Source organism: Xylanibacter rarus (genome assembly GCF_001275135.1).
GTDB classification, from domain to species: domain Bacteria; phylum Bacteroidota; class Bacteroidia; order Bacteroidales; family Bacteroidaceae; genus Prevotella; species Prevotella rara.
On the sequence record NZ_LFQU01000016.1, the window covers coordinates 71,879 to 91,852 of the forward strand.

The 19,974-nt window shown below is 35.9% G+C and carries 18 protein-coding genes and 2 tRNA genes; 7 read left to right on the top strand and 13 right to left on the bottom strand.

The features are described from left to right. Window positions 1–26: 26 nt before the first annotated feature. From gcvH to ACU52_RS09165, 10 genes are all read right to left on the bottom strand, one after another. Window positions 27–407, bottom strand: a complete 381-nt coding sequence (gcvH, locus tag ACU52_RS09120; RefSeq protein ID WP_021855443.1) for a glycine cleavage system protein GcvH — start codon at window positions 405–407, stop codon at window positions 27–29. 73 nt (window positions 408–480) lie between these two features. Next, complete coding sequence (gcvT, locus tag ACU52_RS09125; RefSeq protein ID WP_053398576.1) at window positions 481–1,572, bottom strand: glycine cleavage system aminomethyltransferase GcvT; 1,092 nt, start codon at window positions 1,570–1,572, stop codon at window positions 481–483. 24 nt (window positions 1,573–1,596) lie between these two features. Continuing rightward, on the bottom strand, window positions 1,597–2,568 hold the full coding sequence (locus ACU52_RS09130; protein WP_021855441.1) for a lipoate--protein ligase: 972 nt from the start codon (window positions 2,566–2,568) through the stop codon (window positions 1,597–1,599). Window positions 2,569–3,066: 498 nt separating this feature from the next. After that, window positions 3,067–3,717, bottom strand: a complete 651-nt coding sequence (locus tag ACU52_RS09135) for a DUF1847 domain-containing protein (protein ID WP_053398577.1) — start codon at window positions 3,715–3,717, stop codon at window positions 3,067–3,069. Between the two features lie 673 nt (window positions 3,718–4,390). Then, the gene (locus tag ACU52_RS09140) at window positions 4,391–5,494 is read right to left on the bottom strand and encodes a hypothetical protein (RefSeq protein ID WP_053398578.1); all 1,104 of its coding nucleotides are present in this window, start codon (window positions 5,492–5,494) and stop codon (window positions 4,391–4,393) included. Between the two features lie 304 nt (window positions 5,495–5,798). After that, entirely contained in the window at window positions 5,799–6,386 is a 588-nt protein-coding gene (locus ACU52_RS09145; protein WP_053398579.1) for a tetratricopeptide repeat protein, read from the bottom strand. Then, window positions 6,383–7,642 (bottom strand): M64 family metallopeptidase, encoded by a 1,260-nt coding sequence (locus ACU52_RS09150; RefSeq protein WP_239684900.1) that lies wholly within the window; start codon window positions 7,640–7,642, stop codon window positions 6,383–6,385. The genes ACU52_RS09145 and ACU52_RS09150 overlap by 4 nt, the downstream gene beginning before the upstream one ends. A 95-nt stretch (window positions 7,643–7,737) precedes the next feature. Continuing rightward, the gene (locus ACU52_RS09155) at window positions 7,738–8,154 is read right to left on the bottom strand and encodes a 2-amino-4-hydroxy-6-hydroxymethyldihydropteridine diphosphokinase (protein ID WP_082335228.1); all 417 of its coding nucleotides are present in this window, start codon (window positions 8,152–8,154) and stop codon (window positions 7,738–7,740) included. Between the two features lie 277 nt (window positions 8,155–8,431). Beyond that, window positions 8,432–10,807, bottom strand: a complete 2,376-nt coding sequence (locus tag ACU52_RS09160) for a TonB-dependent receptor (protein WP_053398581.1) — start codon at window positions 10,805–10,807, stop codon at window positions 8,432–8,434. Between the two features lie 49 nt (window positions 10,808–10,856). Next, a complete protein-coding gene (locus ACU52_RS09165; protein WP_053398582.1) occupies window positions 10,857–11,831 on the bottom strand; it encodes a GNAT family N-acetyltransferase in 975 nt (324 codons plus the stop codon). 107 nt (window positions 11,832–11,938) lie between these two features. Between ACU52_RS09165 and ACU52_RS09170 the strand changes: the two genes are divergently transcribed. The 7 genes from ACU52_RS09170 to ACU52_RS09200 all read left to right on the top strand — a co-directional run bounded on the left by ACU52_RS09170 (window position 11,939) and on the right by ACU52_RS09200 (window position 16,610). Continuing rightward, complete coding sequence (locus ACU52_RS09170) at window positions 11,939–12,466, top strand: nitroreductase family protein (protein ID WP_053398583.1); 528 nt, start codon at window positions 11,939–11,941, stop codon at window positions 12,464–12,466. Between the two features lie 2 nt (window positions 12,467–12,468). After that, window positions 12,469–13,257, top strand: a complete 789-nt coding sequence (locus tag ACU52_RS09175; protein ID WP_053398591.1) for a Rossmann-like and DUF2520 domain-containing protein — start codon at window positions 12,469–12,471, stop codon at window positions 13,255–13,257. Next, entirely contained in the window at window positions 13,254–13,772 is a 519-nt protein-coding gene (locus tag ACU52_RS09180) for a KdsC family phosphatase (protein WP_053398584.1), read from the top strand. Before ACU52_RS09175 ends, ACU52_RS09180 begins: the two co-directional genes overlap by 4 nt. A gap of 15 nt (window positions 13,773–13,787) precedes the next feature. Continuing rightward, window positions 13,788–14,360 (top strand): Maf-like protein, encoded by a 573-nt coding sequence (locus tag ACU52_RS09185; protein WP_021853491.1) that lies wholly within the window; start codon window positions 13,788–13,790, stop codon window positions 14,358–14,360. Window positions 14,361–14,466: 106 nt separating this feature from the next. Continuing rightward, window positions 14,467–15,105 (top strand): DedA family protein, encoded by a 639-nt coding sequence (locus tag ACU52_RS09190; RefSeq protein ID WP_021853489.1) that lies wholly within the window; start codon window positions 14,467–14,469, stop codon window positions 15,103–15,105. A gap of 160 nt (window positions 15,106–15,265) precedes the next feature. Further along, complete coding sequence (locus tag ACU52_RS09195) at window positions 15,266–15,652, top strand: ISAon1 family transposase N-terminal region protein (RefSeq protein ID WP_053398585.1); 387 nt, start codon at window positions 15,266–15,268, stop codon at window positions 15,650–15,652. Next, complete coding sequence (locus ACU52_RS09200; RefSeq protein WP_053398586.1) at window positions 15,618–16,610, top strand: ISAon1 family transposase; 993 nt, start codon at window positions 15,618–15,620, stop codon at window positions 16,608–16,610. The genes ACU52_RS09195 and ACU52_RS09200 overlap by 35 nt, the downstream gene beginning before the upstream one ends. Window positions 16,611–16,899: 289 nt before the next feature. On the opposite strand, the gene ACU52_RS09205 is transcribed toward ACU52_RS09200, so the two are convergent. The 3 genes from ACU52_RS09205 to uvrA form a co-directional block, all read right to left on the bottom strand. Continuing rightward, a tRNA-Gly gene (locus ACU52_RS09205) sits at window positions 16,900–16,972 on the bottom strand. 4 nt (window positions 16,973–16,976) lie between these two features. After that, window positions 16,977–17,049 (bottom strand) — tRNA-Thr (locus tag ACU52_RS09210). A gap of 86 nt (window positions 17,050–17,135) precedes the next feature. Continuing rightward, window positions 17,136–19,946 (bottom strand): excinuclease ABC subunit UvrA, encoded by a 2,811-nt coding sequence (gene uvrA / locus ACU52_RS09215; RefSeq protein WP_053398587.1) that lies wholly within the window; start codon window positions 19,944–19,946, stop codon window positions 17,136–17,138. Window positions 19,947–19,974 lie beyond the last annotated feature (28 nt).

The window sequence follows — 19,974 nt, forward strand, 5'->3', positions numbered from 1 at the left end:
TTAACCCCAAAATATTGACGTAATTTTTATTTCTCACAGAAATTCTTATAAGCTTCTGCGTCCATAAGTTCGTTGAGTTCTTCTTTATTTGTCAGTTCAACCTTTATGATCCAGTTTTCATATGCATCCTTGTTAACAAGTTCTGGTGTATCTTCAAGGTTTTCGTTAATCTCAACGACAGTTCCGCTTACAGGAGATATAAGGTCGCTTGCAGCTTTTACGCTTTCAACAGCACCGAAGTCTTCGCCTGCTTCGATTTCGTCGTCAACTTCAGGCATATCAACATAAACTACGTTTCCAAGTGCATTTTGAGCGTAGTCTGTGATACCGATATAACCATATTCACCTTCAACTCTTACAAATTCGTGTGACTCAGAGTAATAGAGTCCTTCAATAACTTTTGCCATAATATTATCTTTATTTTTAGTTGTTATTTATGTTTTAATCTTATAAAATATTGCTGTATAATGAGCTATATTTTTATTTCTTATAATGTTTTTGATAGAATGCTTTTTTCACAATAGTTCCTGGATAAGATTTCTTGCGAATTTGCACTTCAACTTGATTGCCAAGTTTTGCACATTCTGCATCAATTAAGGCCATGCATACACTTTTCTGAGTGGATATTGATTGGTAGCCTGTTGTAACCTTTCCTATTTCTTTGCCATTGCATGTTACTGTATATCCATGACGTGGTATCGCTTTGTCATGCAGTTCTATACCTGCTACCTTTAGCTTAATTCCTTCTGCCTTTTGTTTCGCAATGGCTTCTTTTCCAATAAATTCTGGTTTGTCGAGTTTACAGAACATGCTCAGACCAGCCATAACAGGTGTTATCTTGTCGCTTAGTTCGTTACCATATAGAGGAAGTCCTGCTTCAAAACGTAAAGTGTCACGGCAGCCAAGACCACATGGTTTACAGCGTCCGCTCTTCATTAATTCATCCCATGCTTTTCTAATATATTCATGGCTACTATAGATCTCAAATCCGTCTTCGCCAGTATATCCAGTACGGCTTATAATTGTTTCTACACCATCTATCATTACAGTTTTAGCTGTATAGAATGTAAGATCACTACATTCTTGACCTAAAACCTCTCTCATGACATCTTCTGCCTCAGGACCTTGCACTGCCAACTGGCCGTAATAGTCTGAACGGTTTGTTATCTCAACGTCATAACCTTTTGCATTATCGTTAATCCATTTAGCATCTTTATCTATATTGGCTGCATTTATTACAAGGAAGAAGTTGTTTTCTCCCATTTTATATACTAAAAGGTCATCTACAACACCACCATCTTCATACAGCATCATGCCATAGTAAACTTTGCCTACTGTGGCGTCTTTAATGTCATTTGTAAATATATGACTTACATATTTCTCTGCATCATTACCTGTAACGGTTATTTCGCCCATATGTGACACATCAAACACTCCACAATGCTGTCTTACCGCATTGTGTTCATCGATGATTGATGTGTACTGAATTGGCATATCAAAACCGCCGAAGGGTTGCATTAGCGCTCCGGCCTCAACATGCTTGTCATGCAGACAGGTTTTTTTGTTTTCCATATTTTCTAAGGTTTTTAAATGTTTTTAGTTTATTATGATATTAATAAATTCGTCTTTATTTAAGTTCATTATGACATCATCAAGCTGTTCCGGCAACGCTTTTTCAATACACTCTTTATCCAATTTTACATTCTTAAGCCGGTTTTTAATGCTTTCGTTTATGTCACCTGTGATTAGGAAATCACCCAATATTTCAATATCTTTTATTATGCCATTTTTTATATCCATCCTCAACTCAAAATCTCCTGCATGTTCAATTCTTTTACGTTTAATAACAGTATATTTGGGGTTGTTGCCGTAGATGAACTCGGTTGAAAGATATTCTTTTTCAATTTCTTTGATTTTTTCGACATCTTCTTCCGTTAGTACAATTTCCTTATCACATAAGTTCTTCTTCACATATTCTTTAAATTCATCAATATCAAGGCTGATATAGTCTTTTAGAAGATTTATCCTCTGTCTTATGCTCTTTATTCCTTTGCTCATCAGTTTTTCGTCTGATGGAGTAATACTTCCTACCATGTTTTGCATGTCTGTATCATAGAGCATGGTACCATGTACTATATTTCGTCCTGGTATATGATAGAATGCGTTTCCGGATACCTTCTTACCATCAATCAGGATGTCATTACGCCCGCTTGTTGTGGCTTCGACGCCTAATTTTCTAAGTAAATGTATTACGGTGTTAATGTATCGGTTGAAAGTGAAGCCTACACTTTCTTCACTTGTTATGTATGAAAACATGATGTTGCTCATGTCTGCATATACACACCCTCCGCCACTTTTGCGTCTATACATCTTTATGCCATTCTTGCGACAATATTCAATGTTTACTTCATTCTCAATCAATTGATTGCGCCCAAATATCACAGATGGCTCAACTTGCCATTGAAAGAAACAATCATATTCATTGATGTTTCTGGCTGCGTATTCTTCCATGGCAAGATAAAAAGATAACTGCCTTGTGCTATTCTCCGGTAGAGATATGTATACCATATAATTGTTGTCTTTCTTTTTAAGGTTTCTTCTGCAAGTATGTAGTGGCTTAAGTCACTATTTTTCATGCAGATTTTAGGTTCTAAACTTGAATAGGATAATTTTAAATCCTATACAAAGATAAATAATTAATTGTTTATCAACAAGCATGTGATGAAAAAATAATAGAAAATTAAACTTTTGTAATAAAACATCTTTTGCCATAATCATTTTTTACACCTTAGTAAGATTGATAATTTGACACAATTAACTTGATTGTCGCTAGAAACGTGAAAATTGTATTTTCCATGACTGTTAATGTGATATCATAATACGTATTTGATGTATCAAAGTGTAAATTTATATATTTGATTTGATATATGTGTTATTTGGGTACGCACAGTAATATATAAGATAAAAATAAGTATATATTATTTATTTGAGATTTATTATGGATAGTTTTTGTCAATAATACGAGGGCGTGTCAAAATGTATGTTAATGTACATTTTGACACGCCCTCATTCAATAGCTTTTTTAAAGAATTTTTTGTAGTAGTATGAATTTGCTGTATATAATGCTGCTGCAGGATTGTTTCCTGTGACACGGTCTTTAGTTACAAGTGTTGTTACATAAGCGTTGGAGTATTTATAAAATAGGCTGTCGTGACCAACGCATAATCCGATAACAACATTTAGATCTGTGTTGGCTTGATTGAGCAAGCGGGCTTGTAATATAGGATTGCACATAGCAGCACCGATATTTTCACATTCAGAAGGTATTCCGACCGACGTTTTAGACTGCCCGGCAACTTTACAAATAACAGCAAATGGCTCAAATCCATTTGCGCGCAATATCTTTGCAAAGATACGTGCTTCATTAATTAAACCGATACAGTTGGCTATGCCGATACGTTTTGCATTTATTTTATGTGCAAATTCCATAATTTCTTGCACTCTTGTCCATTTGCAATACCCTTCATATTCTACTTCGGCACTTGCAATCATTATGGCTTTATTGTTGGATTCCTCATATTTTTCCAATGCCCATAACCTGTCGCTTTCATCCAAATTTGTTGTAAGACAGAATTCTGGATATGTACGATTTTTATATTTGCAGTTTTGTGTGCCGCAATCCACGCAACTATGCTCATTATTTATTCCTTTTTCCATGCTGTCTATATATTTAAATTTTGCTGATGGCAAAAGTACATTATTTATTTCGTATCTATATCATTATTTTGTAATTTGTTTGAACATCAATACTCGATAATAAATATTTTCTGTGCATGTATTTTTTTGCTTATAGTCCGTATTGGATTGATAATATGCTCATCCCGTTTCTTTGATCTATTATGATATTTGCAACACACTTTTTCCTTAAATATCATAATGACAATAATAACGTGCAGTTGCTTTCCATCTGATTTCCTATAAAGCTTTCAGATTGAGATATTTGAAAATATAAATCATTTGTCTGTAAAAATCGTCTTTCTATGTGTGCATAAGCAAGCGTTTGATTTACAGAGGATTATATGATTTTATGAATTTATGTGCAATAAAATAAGCCTGATATTATGCAAAAATGACCTTATTTTAATATGAAAACTTGCCTATGTACACTATTAAAACTACTGAATTGAATCATAAAAGTGGCTGAATTGCATTATAAAAGTATGCCATTTATTTAATAACGTAAATATATTTTACCTAATCAGCATATTTTAAGGTTCTTGTTTTTCTAATTTTGCAGGAATTTATGACAAAACGAGAATGACATAATAACAGTAAAAACGTCGTCTCATGTATCAAAAAGAAAATTTAAATTTAGCTTTCTGTATTAAAATTAATGTCTGACATTACGGCAGTCCCACGTGATATATTTTTGAGAAAGCTTTCCTATCTTACCTATGACTCTTTTCTCTTGCTTAATTATTTCTTTGGGCCAGCCGTCATAGAAATAGTCTATTGAAAGATAAGTATTATATAGTAAATCATCTGATACCTGCTTATCAAAATTTTCATCCATATCCTCTTTAACCTCATTAAATTTATCTTCATCCAAATAAGCACTGGCCACCCCTTCGATTATAGCCTTTATGTCATCTTTCGGAATGTATTTGTTAACGTCGACCACGATTCTGTAGTCATAAGTTTCATTGTTTTCCGAAACAGACACATAGGAGTCTGTTTCATAATCATCTTCAGTGGCATCTGAATGATTTGTTATACTGACGATGTTATATGTCGTCCCGTAATGTTTAAACATCAACTCAAGTTCATCTATATATCCTTGTACAAGTCTATCCGCGTCAACATCTTTTAATAAAGTTTTAAGATCAATACCTGCAACAGCCAAACTATCAATGATAGACATCTCTTTAATAGTTTCCATGAAAAGCTGCTTTGACTGCTTTTTTATCTCATTAAGGTTATCATATTTGATAATTTTGCCATATATGTCTGTCCTGAATTTTATGGTTGTGCCTTTTATTGCTTCTTTATATTTATCAAGTGCCTCATTTAGGAGATTTTGTTTCCATGAATCTTTAACAGAATCAGTTTTAAAGTCAAGAAAGGAATATTCCATATCATATCCCTTCTTGGTGGAGTCTGTTACGGTTATCATAATTTTAGTATTTATTCCGGCTGTCTTTATTGTGTCACCTTTTCTTATATCCCATGTGCTCTCATTTATCCAATATGTCATGGTGTCATTTTTATTAAACCATGCGATTACCGACACTACTGAGTCTTCATTCTGTGCTACAGAATCTTCTCTTTCATCTGCAAGTCTTTTATGTGGCATAGATGTGAAAGAGAATAGCATTGCCATAGTTCCGATAATTATAAAGAAGAAGAATATTCTTCTGACTATAAAATTTATATGTGAGGACGTTGCATATTTTTCCGTCAATTGCAGTATTTTACTTTTTGCTATGTTCATCATGGAGTCCGCTTATTAATTTCTACAAAGATATGATTAAAATTTATTTTTAGCAATAATAATGATAATTTATTGGATTTGATGTGTATTTTTATTCATTAAGTACATTTTATACTTTATATATGTTGCCATACCATCTGCTATTTCTTGATATAGCTCATTATCTTGCAACATTCTGTATAAAAATTTTATAAATTTCAAATGAACAATGATATTCTTCTAAAGAACGTTATTTGCAAATAATGAAGATATAAAAAGATATTGCCGGATATGCACAAACATATCCGGCAATATCTTTAAATTGTAATTATAGCTTGCCTGCATTTTCCTCACATCCTTTAATCATCTTATCGAGCTGAGCCATTCTTGTAGTTTTCTGCCCTGCATTGAAAGTGGTGTAATAGCTCATGGCGGACTTGAAATATTCAGCTGCACATTCCCATTTGCTGTTAAACATATAGCAGAAGCCAAGCCTGTAGTATATGTCGCCTTTTTCTTCATTGCAGCAAACCAGCAGTTTCTTTTCGTATAAAGGAATTGCTTTTTCATACTCGTTAAGCATGAAATGGCTTTCAGCGGCAACATTATAATAGACACTTCTCTCTGCAGGCGAATATACATCGAGCTGATTTATCGTTTCATCAAGATAACTGCACGCTTTTTCATAATCGAATTCATGAAAGTAGCAGACGCCCAAATATGCCTTGAACCTAGGATTTAGATTATACTTTTCATCAAGCTTTTTCAGTAGCAACAATGCCTCATGATATTTTTCACCTGCAAAATAGTCTAAGGCACGTTCCAATATTTTTGAGTCTGATTTGTCGCTTTGTCCGACAGCATAATGACTTTGCAATGTTAGTAATGAGAATATCAGAATCAGTAAATATCTCATTTTGTATAAAAGTCAATCAAGTTGGTTAGGGCATTACGGCAGACGATGCAAAATTCAGGATTTTCGTTTGTGCGCATTCTGCAGTCCTGTACGCCTCGGTAAACACCTTTGAGACTATAACCGGCCCCTTCAAATAGTCCGACCCTGTTTTGTATTGTTTGTGGATCTGTACTTTCTGGAGTTGGGGTAGGGGTTCCTGGCTTTATAAGGTTCTCCCATTTGCCGTGAAAGTCTTTCAGTGTGGTGATATTGGGTTCCCATGGCTCTACGTCATGAGGATACATCGGTATCTGTTCTTGCTCGTAAGCATACTCGTCGCCAAGTCCTCCGAAACTGTGGCCAAACTCATGTACAACGACCGGTTTGAATTGTTTGTGATGTGTCATTGACAGAACATAAGAGTTGAGAATACCGCCGCCGCCATATTCGTTTGTATTTGTCAATATGATGATATGCTCGTAAGGGATGCCTGCAAGCCAATCATGGAGTTCTTTAATATTTAAGGTCGTAAGATATCTGTTACTGTAGAATGTGTCGAAATGAGAGTGCAGTGCCGTATTCTTCCATATACCCTTTGAAGGTTCGCTTGTTCCGCTTTCCTTTGATTCTGATTCTACTGCTACTATATTAAAACACTTACGTTTAGACTTAAAAGGCTCATGGGCAAAGAGTGCTTCTGTGGCAATATTTACATCGTTGAGAAAAACATTCATCTCATCTTTTGTGTATCCTTCGGCAACAAATGCAATATGGATACATTTTGTTGTGTCAGCTGCCTGCTGGATAACTTTATATGGAGTTATATCATGCTCACCAATGTGCCTTATAAGTATGTCGGAAGGAGCAACTGTGTGTGTAAACGTAGCACTTTTTTCACGCCTGTTATTATATAAATCAACTGTAATATCGATGGTGTCCTTGGGCATTGGTACAAGGAAAACATTCTCAAATGATTTGCTTGTAGTTTTTGCCTCATAATATGACAGCCATTCTTGAAACAGGGTAGAGAAGGAGTTTCTGTATATGATTTTGTCCGAATTATGTGGTCTGACTGTTATTTGACCATTGCCTTCAACGGGAACCTGGGCCAACCTTTGCCTTTTGCCATACCATCGTGGCATAGTGTTTAGTTTGTCTAGACTTATAGTCTGTTGCTTTGCGTTGCCTGAAAATATATAATCTATTCTCAGGGTCTTATCTGTAAAATACTCGTCAAATGTCTGACAAAATCCGTTCGTGGCACAGAATAGGAGCATTGACAATATCGTTAAAATATTTACGCTATATTTTTTCATAATATATTATGTAAAAAGTTTATATTCAATCATTTAAGTTATTTCGTCTGCAACTTTCAGAAAGGACATTCTTTCATCAATTCCTTCACGTATCCGCGTGTCCAGTCTTTGTCGTGCAGTCTTTTATCTCCATATAGCAGGATGTCAATGTCAATCTTTACAATATTCTTGTCTTTCTCATCATTTTTCCTGCCACAGATACATTCAATTTCTTTTATGCTGCGTTCCACTTCATCAAGTCCGCATGAAGTATGGGTGAACAGCATGCAATTAAGAAATTTATCCGATTTTATGTCTACAGGATTGGTCCACATCTGTCTGCTGAAAACAATATCGTTTTTGGCGAACATCTTGTTTAGCAGCGATATTGCTTCTATGATGTTTCGCTCCTGATCGTAATTGCTTCCAAGCGACAATATCAGTTTCTTGTTCTCGGTCATGAGTTTGAAATATTGTTGATGTGCTGTGAGCATACACTTTAAATGCACGCTTTTGTTTCACAAGACACGCAAGTTAATCATAATTGCAAAATTAATGCAATTTTGACTAAAAGCAAAATAAAAGAGAACTAAAAGACATTTTGTGTTTATGCCGGAAAATATAAAATATAAGAAAGGATGCATAAGAACAAATATTTTTATGAAATCAGGCATGTAACATGCTAATCATATCTGATTCCGAATTGCAATTTGTACTTAGCCTAGAATTGCCAAATCTGTTTTTATTTATTGCTCTTATGCATCCTTGTTTTTAAAATTCAAATGACGCTTTGATGTTTATCTGCCGTCCGGTAAGGTAATTAGGTACGGCATACTGTTGATTGGTTACGTCTGTAATCCAATAATATGAATTGACGTTATTTATACCCAAAAGATTAAGACAGTCAATACCGAGCCATATATTCTTGAAAATAGACTTGCGGTCACCTTTCTCATTGTTCAAAAGCCTGTAACTCATACCGATATCTGCACGTTTATACGCTGGGGCACGGAAAGGCTGCTCGTCAAGTTGTCTGTGAGGTGCACCGAAAGGAAGACCATCGGCAAATGCCAATTTAAGTGACATCCGCCATCTGTCTGTTCCAGGGAAGTAATCGGTAAAGAATAGATTTAACGAATATCTTTGGTCTGTTGGCAGAGGTATACTCTTTCCGTTAATATTTATTCTGGTGTTCATTAGCGAAAGGCTTACCCATGAGTCTGTACCAGGTACAAATTCTCCGTAAAGTTTTAAATCAAGTCCCATGGCATGTCCGCTGCATTGCTGGCTGGCATCGTACACAATCTTTACGTTGTCTACCGTGTAAGGAACAAGATTCGACAAGGCCTTATAGTAAGCTTCTGCTGTAAACTTATACGGACGATCCTTCATCTTGAAGCGATAGTCAAAGCCTGCAATAAAATGAATAGAGCGCTGGCTCTTTATCTTATTGTTCAGAGTGGCGTATGTTATTCCGTTTATAGTTGTTGTGTCTCGGAGCTCCTTGTAGAATGGTGCCTGATAATAGATACCCGTGGCAAATCTCATTGTTACGTCATGATTGAACGCCGGAACTATACCTAGAGATATTCGTGGACTAATGATGCTTTCTTTATTAAAGTTCCAATGACTAAATCTTATTCCGTAATTAAGCGTAAAGAATGTATGTTCACCTTTGCTGCTGAAACGCCATGTGTCTTGTATGTAAGTCTCCAGTCTGTTTGCATCAAGCGTATTTTTCGCTTTTAGAGAATAAATCATATAAAGATCTTCACCCGTGTGAGGGATGCTATAACCGCTTGAATCACGCATTTCATATTCCTTGCTGTCTTCAGTTATATTTTCTATTCTGTAAGTCAGTCCGGCTTGGATGTCATGCTTCTTTGTTTTATGTTCAAGAGCAAACTTTATGCTTTTGACAGTCGCTTTAAGGTAGTTGCGTGCATGCTCCATATATGTACCAACGCCAAGGTTTTCGCTCGTTTCTGTCTGTGTTAGCCAATACTGGCCTTGTATATCATATCTTTCTTGCTCATTAGTATGAAAAGCAGATGCGATAAGTGATAACTTTGTTTTCTCGCCAAACTTTCTTGATATACTCAATGAACCGAAATATGTGCGGAATACGTCTTTTTCCTGACCATCGAAGAACACCTTGAACGATTTGACATTCTCCATTGTGCCAAATTTTGTTTCGCGGTCTTCCGGATAAAAGTTATAATGGTTTTCTGAGATGTCACCGATAACCTCTATCGACCAATTTTTTGTCGGTTCATAAGTAAGATACGTCTGATAATCTAGGAAGTTAGGCTGATATTCTCCTTTTGTATCAAGTGAACCAAGAAGATATTTGTTTGTCTTGTATCTGATGCCGTTGCTCCATGAAAACTTCTTTGTGCTAAAGCCAACAAATGCACTGGCGCCAAGAAGATTGGCTGCAACGTTAGCTTCAAACTTCTTGGGCTTCTTGTATTTTATATCAAGAACAGACGACATCTTATCACCATATCTTGCCTCGAAACCACCTGTTGAGAAGCCAATTGATTCAACCATGTCAGGATTGATTATTGACAAACCTTCCTGTTGACCACTTCTTACCAGGAAAGGCCGGTAAATTTCTACATTGTTAATATATACACTATTCTCATCAAAGCTTCCACCTCGCACGTTATATTGTGAAGAAAGCTCACTATGTGTGGATACACCGGCTTGTGATTGAATAAGCTCTTCAACGGCATTACCTGTAACGCTTGGAGTATTCTTTATATCCTTAGTTTCAAGCTGTTGGGTGCTTCCGGTCTGCCTCTTTTTTTCTGTGACAGTTATTCCGGCGAGTTGATTATCGTCATATAGCTGAATCAGAAGAGTCTGTTTTCCTCTTGGGCGTCTTAATACTCGCGTTTTTGTCTTATAGCCAACCATGGAGAATCTGACAACAACACTGTCAGCTGAGCGCAGTTGTATCGAGAATTCTCCTTTCAGATTAGTCATTGTCATTTTTCCCTGCTCAATTACAGAAACAGTTGCCAATTCCACAGGACTCATGTTGCTGTCAGTAACCTTTCCCTGCAGGGTGAACGTCTGCGCCTTTATGCTTATAACGCATAAAAGCATCAATAATGTTATATATAATTGTTTTATTTTCATCTCGTATATAACGAGGATTGTTCACGATTATTGTTTTCAGCAGGTATGATTATTCTCTGTATGACCAAGAAAGAAGCTTGTTAATCCATTTTATTGAACATCTGAACCATCTGTATGTACCGACAGGTTTACCTCCGAAACTTAATATGAATTCTCTAAAATTATTTCTTTTGAACGGCAGTCCTACGTCCATGAAATAAATATGATTGTACCCTTCGGCATATGCATGTCTTATTGCAGTCCAAGCGGTTATTGCATTCGTTCGTTTCGTAAAGAAATTCTTTTTAGCTGCAAGATACCACATATAACAATTACTTTCTGAATAAACACAAATACACCCGCCAACCATTGTGCCCTTATGCGTAGTGGTAAACAGATTGCAGCATCCGTTATTCAGCATTTCACGAAATAATTTTATGTCAGGTATATATCTTCTGATCTTTATTGAAATATAATTCTTCAATATTTTGAAAAAATCGTTTAGCTCTTTGTCCGTTGTTGATATATTCGTCTTTAATCCGGCTCTGTTTGCATTAATAAGTAATTTCCTCATTTTATATGTGAGTCGTTTTTCTGGTTTCATGCTATGCAGCGAATTGTGTATTTCCATCCAGTGAACAGGGAAAAAGCCATTATTTCTGAATTTGCTGTATCCAAACATTTTTGTACTGAGGTCACTGAATTCAATATAAAGGCAAAGAGCTTTGCGTAATTCTCTTGTGATGCTTTTCAGCATTTCGCCAAATATCTCTTCTTTATTATTGCAATCAGGAGAATATTCGCCTTCGCCATACGCTCTTCCCTGTGTAAAGAGATATGGCGGAAATAATGAACCCCTGCGCCTTAACATTACAAGCATGTGTGCAACGATATTTTCTTTATCATATGCAATGACCATATATGGTTTTTGACCAGGGGTCTTTTCTATGATTTTAAACATTTCGTCGCTGTGAAACAATTTTTTGCATTGCATTGGCGGCAAGTTCTCACTTTTTGAAATAATGACGATTTTTATTTCATTCATACCGCAAAAATAATAAATCTTTTCTAAAAATCAATAAGTTATGTCTTGATTTGAATTATAAATGTCTAACTTTGCAGACCTTTAATAAATCAAATGCATTTACATAGATGAATAGTTTTAAAGAATTAGTTCAGAAACGACGTAGTTACAGGAATTTTACCAACGAAGAAATAGACTCAGAAGATGTTAAGCTGATATTACGCGCAGCATTGATGTCACCAACTTCAAAGGGGCGACGTTCGTGGCACTTTATTGTCGTAGATGATAAGATGGCAATCGAAAAATTATCTGATGCGAAAGACATGGGTGCAAAATTTCTTGCGAAATCGTCTTTGGCAATAGTCGTATTAGGTGAGCCTTTACAGAATGACTGCTGGATTGAAGATGGAGCTATTGCAGCTTTGGCAATGCAGCTTCAGGCTGAAGAACTCGGATTAGGCTCTTGTTGGGCACAGATGCGCGGACGTGGCCTGTCTGACGGAACATCTGCCGATACTGTAATCCGAGGTATTTTAGATATTCCTGAAAATTACAATGTTTTATGCGTTGTGGGATTTGGCCATAAGAATGAAGGCCGTGCCTTGCAAGATGAAGAGGCTCTAAAATGGGAGAATGTGCATATAAATAAATTTTAATGATGAAAATTGTCTTTATTGGTGCCGGTAATCTTGCAACGAATTTAGGAAATGCTCTGCATAGTGCCGGCAATGACATATTACAGGTATATAGTCGTACATTTGAGTCTGCTTCAACACTGGCAACTGCTTTAGGCGGGGCTCCAGTGATAAATATTGAAGACGTAACAAAGGATGCTGACGTTTATATAATTTCAGTAAAAGATAGTGCTATTGCCGATATAATACCTTCGTTGTGTAACGGGCGCGACGATAAGATATTCTTACATACATCAGGTAGTGTTCCTTTGGATGTGTTTAAGGGTATGGCACAACATTATGGAGTTCTTTATCCAATGCAGACATTCTCAAAGACTAAGTTATTGGATTTTAAGAACATACCTTTCTTTGTTGAAGGTGTTGATGATTTAGCCTTTGAAACATCCCATCATTTAGCAGATAGCATATCTGAGCGTGTGTATATCCTGTCGTCCGAGGCTCGTAAGCATTTACATCTGGCAGCCGTTTTTGCTTGTAATTTTGTAAATCATTGCTATGAAATATCTTCAGAGCTTTTGGGTAAACATGATATACCGTTTGATGTAATGCTGCCTTTAATTAAAGAAACAGCAAACAAGGTTCATCATATGAAACCGGATGAGGCACAGACTGGGCCTGCTGTTAGATATGATCAGAATATCATCAGAATGCAGTCTGAAATGTTACGAGATAATCCTATTTTCAAACAAATATATGAATGCATGAGCATAAGCATACATCATGTGGCACAGAAGAAAGGAGATAATAAATGATTAATTATGATTTAAAAAAGATACGTGCAATAATATTTGACGTGGACGGAGTCTTAAGCGCAGAAACAATACCCCTTCATTTATCAGGTGAACCTATGCGCACAGTGAACATAAAAGACGGATATGCTATTCAGTTGGCAGTAAAACAAGGTCTGCGTATAGTAATACTTACAGGAGGAACCACACAAAGTGTACAAATACGTTATGAACGTTTGGGAGTAACCGATATCTTTATGGGATGTTCTGTTAAAATAAAGGTGTATAATGATTTTTTGGCTAAATATGACTTAAAAGATGAAGATATTTTATATATGGGTGATGATATACCTGATTATGAGGTTATGTCACGTTGTGGTTGTCCATGCTGTCCGGCAGACGCTTGTCCAGACATCAAGTCTATAAGTAAGTATATTAGCGATCATAGAGGAGGGTATGGATGTGCCCGTGATGTAATTGAACAGGTTCTTAGGGCTCAGGGTAAATGGCTTGATAGTGCTGTTGCCTTTGGATGGTAATTTATGAATAATGTTATGAAAAAGGATTATCATATAATATTAAGTAGTAATAGTCCAAGACGAAAGGAACTCTTAGCCGGGCTAGATCTTGATTTTGACATACATGTAATACCAGGTATTGACGAATCGTATCCTGAAGATATGCCAGTCATGGAAATTGCTGAATATATTTCAACAAAAAAGGCAGAAGCATATAAAAGCATAATAGAACCAAATAATTTGATTATTACAGCTGATACAGTTGTAATATTAGGTGATGAGGTCTTGGGTAAACCTAAAAACCTAGATGACGCAAAACGTATTTTGCATGAGTTGAGCGGAAAAGTTCATCACGTGGTTACAGGTGTATGTCTTACGTCTTTGGTTAAGCAAAAGCATTTTTCCGTTGTAACTGATGTTGCATTTAAGTCATTGTCTGATTCAGAAATCAACTATTATGTTGAGCATTATAAACCTTTAGATAAAGCCGGTGCTTATGGTATCCAAGAATGGATAGGATATATAGGGGTTACCTCTATTAAAGGCAGTTATTTTAATGTCATGGGACTACCTGTACAGAGAATATATAAAGAACTACAGGAATTTTGATTTACCGGTCATGGTGGGAATATACTACGAATTTTGCTCTTAATCAGTGTCTTTCTTGTTTTTTATGTATAAAAGCAATAACTTTGCAAAAAAATATTTTAATTAAATGGATTCAGCAGAATTATTTAGATGGGTACTTGAGAATTTGAACTATTGGGTTGTAACAGTATTTATGGCAATAGAAAGTTCTTTCATACCCTTTCCATCTGAGGTGGTTGTGCCCCCAGCAGCATGGAAAGCAATGGCAGATGATAGCATGAATATTTTCATGGTTGTTGTTTTTGCCACTATAGGTGCAGATCTTGGTGCATTGGTTAATTATTATCTTGCACGTTGGCTTGGCAGACCAATTGTTTATAAGTTTGCCGACAGCCGTTTGGGGCATATGTGTTTAATAGACCGTGCAAAAGTTGAACACGCTGAGATGTATTTTCGTCAACATGGTGCAGCGTCAACATTCTTTGGCAGACTTATACCAGCCGTTCGTCAGCTTATCAGTATTCCTGCAGGCTTGGCTGGAATGAGGCTAGATCATTTTTTGTTGTATACAACGCTCGGTGCTGGAGTATGGAACTCCATACTTGCTCTGTTGGGATATTTGATTTATCGCTTTACAGACTTAAAGACGACAGCAGATGTTTATGAACGTGCAACACAATATAGTCATGAGATTGGATATGTGCTATTAGGGCTGGCTGTAGTTGTTATTGGCGTATTGGTATATAAAGGATTGAAGAAGAAGTAAGTATTACAGATATAATTGATTTGATATGCTACACCATATTTGTTTAGTCCGCAATAAAGTGTAGCATATATTTTTATATTTATTCGTCCCTAAAAAGGGAGCAGTAGAAATTTAATGGAGATTTTTGTTGCAATTCCATAGAAATTCCGACCTTTGCAATATGGAAACGAATCAATTGGAAGTGTTAGCCCGACTGGTGCTGCCTTCAGAAATACTAGATTATTTTAGTATAGTAAGTGTTGAAGAATCTTCGAGTGAGATTCATATTCACCTTGATGAATTAATGAATACTGAATTATCAAATGATATTCATTTTGAATCAAAGGGTTTTATGAGTCCTGTCAACGTTACTGATTTCCCAATCCGTGGCCATAAGGTTATACTGGTAATCCGCCGCCGAAGATGGACAGACCTTCGCACCGGCAAAAGTTTCAGCCTCCCAATTACGTTTGATGTGGCCTGCCAGGGCACCCGTTACTCCAAAGAGTTTGGGGCTTTTTTAAAAGAAACGTATGGAGACATCCCAGGTGACTTGCCGTACGCTTGAAACATTTTATCATATAAATGCACATACTTTTGAGAAGCAGTACAAAGAAATATTAAGTGGTTACCGTGAGTGGGATGAGCTGGATCATGCCGACAAATGGCTGCTGTTTCCTGAAAACATAGGTCCCCGCCTCGCAATAGACGAATCCTCCCTGTCTAATGACGAACTGTATACGTTTGTTACCAACCGTGACCGCCATGCCCTTGAAGGAAGCCTGGTGGCGGTCGTTGCCGGAACAAAATCTGAGGCTATAATACAGACTTTAAAACAGATTGATAAAGCGGAACGTATGAAGGTTGAGGAGGTCACTCTTGATCTTTCAGACTCGATGCGCAAAATAGTTTCTGTAGCCTTTCCTAATGCCAAACGGGTAATAGACCGTTTTCACATACAGAAACTGGCTGGTGATGCTGTACAGGAAATTCGCGTGGCACATCGTTGGGATGCACTGCAACAGAGCAACGAGGAAATGGAAGAATGCAAACTGTCGGGTAAAACCTATGTGCCATTTCGTTTCCCCAACGGAGACACACGCCCCGAACTGCTTATCAGAAGTCGTTATCTGCTGTTTAAATCAGCAGATAAATGGACAGAAAGACAAAAAGAAAGGGCCGGAATCCTATTTGACGAATACCCGGATATTAAAGTTGCTTACGGACTGTCGCACTCACTAAGAATGATGTTTTCCAAAAACACAATCAAAGATGCCGCAAGGCTCAGTATGGCAAAATGGTATGATAAAGTGGAACGTGCAGGCATGAAGCAATTTAATGTGATTGCTGCAACATTTTATGAACATTATGGTGAAATATTGAACTTTTATAACAATCGTTCCACGAATGCAGCTGCTGAATCATTCAATGCTAAAATCAAACTTTTCAGAGCTAATCTTCATGGAGTGACAGATAAAAAGTTTTTCCTCTTTAGAATCGCAAAGCTCTACGGATACCCCCATTAAATTTCTACTGCCCCAGAAAAACTTCATGGTATCTCACATCCACCTTTATAAGGGTTGTGGTTCAATCTGTAATATGATTTCAATTGACTTATTATCTGTTCTGTACAAATACGCCTGTATAAAGAATTTATGTTTTTATCAATTTTTGATAAAAACACTCTGATTTTTTGGATATCCAGACAATAATATTTAAAAATCTAATAGGGTTTATATTTATTGGGTTAGAAAGTAAAGAAAACAATCTTCAATAAATAATTAAAAGTAGAGAACTATTTTTAATCTGATTTCGAGCGGTAAACGAGGCTCGAACTCGCGACCCCCAGCTTGGGAAGCTAGTGCTCTACCAACTGAGCTATTACCGCAAAGAGCCGATACCGGGACTCGAACCCGGGACCTATTCATTACGAATGAATTGCTCTACCAACTGAGCCATATCGGCATTCCTTTCAAAGCAGTGCAAAGGTAATATTTTTTTATGTATTAAAGAAAAACCAAGATAATCATTTTTAGCGTTTTAACTTATTTTTAATTTATAAGTTTCTCTTTTAAATATATTCCCGTGATACTTGATTCACATTTTATGCAATCTTCGGGAGTTCCTTCAAAAATAAGTTTTCCACCTTTATTTCCTCCTTCTGGTCCTAAATCTATAATATTATCAGCACATTTAACGACATCCAAATTATGTTCAATAACAATCACTGAGTGCCCATGTTGTATAAGAGCATCAAAAGCTTTTAGTAATTTTTTTATATCAAGAAGATGAAGACCTGTTGTAGGTTCATCAAAAATAAATAAAGTTTGTTCACATTTTTCTTGGCTAAGAAAATATGCTAATTTTACACGTTGATTTTCTCCACCTGATAGGGTAGAGGAACTTTGTCCTAATTTTATATATCCAAGACCAACATCGTCTAAAGGCTTTAATTTGTTTGCTATATTAACTTTATTATTCTTTGTAAAGAAATCTATAGCCTCAGTAACTGTCATATTTAATATGTCGAAGATATTCTTGCCAGCAAACTTTACATCTAAAACATCTGATTTAAATCTTTTACCATGGCAGCTGTCACATACGATCTCCAAATCTGCCATAAATTGCATTTCTACAGTAATTATTCCTGTGCCTTTGCATGTTTCACATCTTCCACCTTCAGCATTAAATGAGAAATATTGTGCTGTGAATCCCATTTGTTTTGCCAAAGGTTGTTCCGCAAAAAGTTGTCTTATATCATCAAAAGCTTTAACATAAGTAACAGGATTTGAGCGAGAACTTTTCCCAATAGGATTTTGATTAACCATTTCCACATGTTTTATTTCAGCCCAATCTCCATCTAAAGAAGCAAATTCTCCTGGAGTATCTGCTACTTCATCTAATCTTCGTTTTAAGGCAGGGTAGAGTATACCCCTAATTAATGAAGATTTACCCGAGCCACTCACTCCTGTAATGACATTTAAAATGTTTAAAGGAATGTCTACATCAATCCCCTTTAGATTATTCATTCTAGCTCCCCTGATTATTATTTTTTTATTCCAAGAACGACGTGTTTTTGGGATTTCTATTTTATCCGTATTAAATAAAAATTTCAGTGTATGACTATTTGAATAATTCTCTAGATCGCTATTTCTTAAATTTGCCGGGTTTCCACTGAAAACAATTTCTCCGCCATTAGCACCTGCATCGGGTCCAAGATCAATCAGATAATCAGCAGCTTTTATAATATCTTCGTCATGTTCTACGACAATTACAGTATTACCTAGTGATTGTAATTCTTTTAAGACATGAATAAGCTTATATGTGTCTTTACTATGAAGACCAATACTAGGTTCGTCTAATATATATAGCGATCCCACCAAGCTACTTCCAAGAGCTGTTGTTAAATTAATACGTTGGCTTTCACCACCACTCAAACTATTAGACGCCCTGTTTAATGTTAGATATCCTAATCCTACATCTAACAAAAATTGTAGTCTGTTATTAATTTCAGCTAAAAGTCGCTTACTGATTTTTTTCTCTGTTTCATTTAGTTCTAAATTGTCAAACCATTTTTTAAGGTTGTCAATGGACATTTCTACTAAATTATTGATACTTTTATCACCAATCTTAACATAATGTGCTTCCTTTCTCAATCTAGTACCTTTACATTCAGGACATATTGTTCTCCCTCTATATCTACTCATCATAACACGATATTGGATCTTATACTGATTCTCCTTTACCATTTGGAAGAAAGAATCAATACAGATTTTTTCTTCTGTATTTTTATTTTTTTGTGACGGTAAGCCATGCCATAACCAATCTTTGTGATTTTGTGACAGATTATAGTATGGTTCAAAAATAGGGAAGTTGTCTTTTGCAGCAAGATAACAAAATTCATCTTTCCATTTTGCCATTTTTTCTCCATGCCAACATTGTACGCATCCTTCATACACACTTAGCGATGGATTTGGAATAACTAGTTTTTCGTCAATTCCTATGACATTACCGAAACCTTCACAAACAGGACAGGCTCCAAATGGGGTGTTAAATGAGAACATATTATCATTAGGTTCTTCAAAACGTATTCCATCTGCTTCAAACTTATCAGAGAAATCATAAGAAATATATGATGGGATAAATACAAGTCTGCATGCTCCGCTTCCTTCAAAAAAAGCAGTTTCTAATGAATCGTAGATTCTCGATAACGTATCAGTATCGTCACTTACAGATAGTCTGTCAATTAATAAAAATGATTCATCTTGTGATATTTCTATATTTGACTCTAAAATATCTTCAATTCTGTAAAACTCGTGATTATGATAAATACGTGAGAAACCCTGCTGAAGATATATCTGAAGTTGCCTCCTTAGTGTATATTGTTCATTTATATGCAATTGTGATAATATTACAAATTTTGTACCTTTTGAAAAGGACATTATACAATTTACTACATCTTTTAATGAATGTTTTTTTACCTCTTTGCCCGTTATAGGCGAATAGGTATGCCCAATCCTTGCATAAAGCATTCTTAAATAATCGTATATTTCAGTGCTGGTACCTACTGTTGAACGAGGATTACGCGTATTAACTTTCTGTTCAACAGCTATTGCTGGAGGCAAATTGTTAATATAATCAAAGTCTGGTTTATTCATTCTGCCTAGAAATTGTCTTGCATATGACGAAAGACTTTCTACATAGCGCCTTTGACCTTCTGCATAGAGAGTATCAAAGGCTAATGATGATTTGCCAGAGCCCGAAACACCTGTTATAACAATAAACTTATTATGAGGAATTTTTAGTGAAATATTCTTTAGATTATTTACTCGTATATTTTTTAATTCAATATAATTAGTCATAGATTTATCATTTTTACATTTATCATAA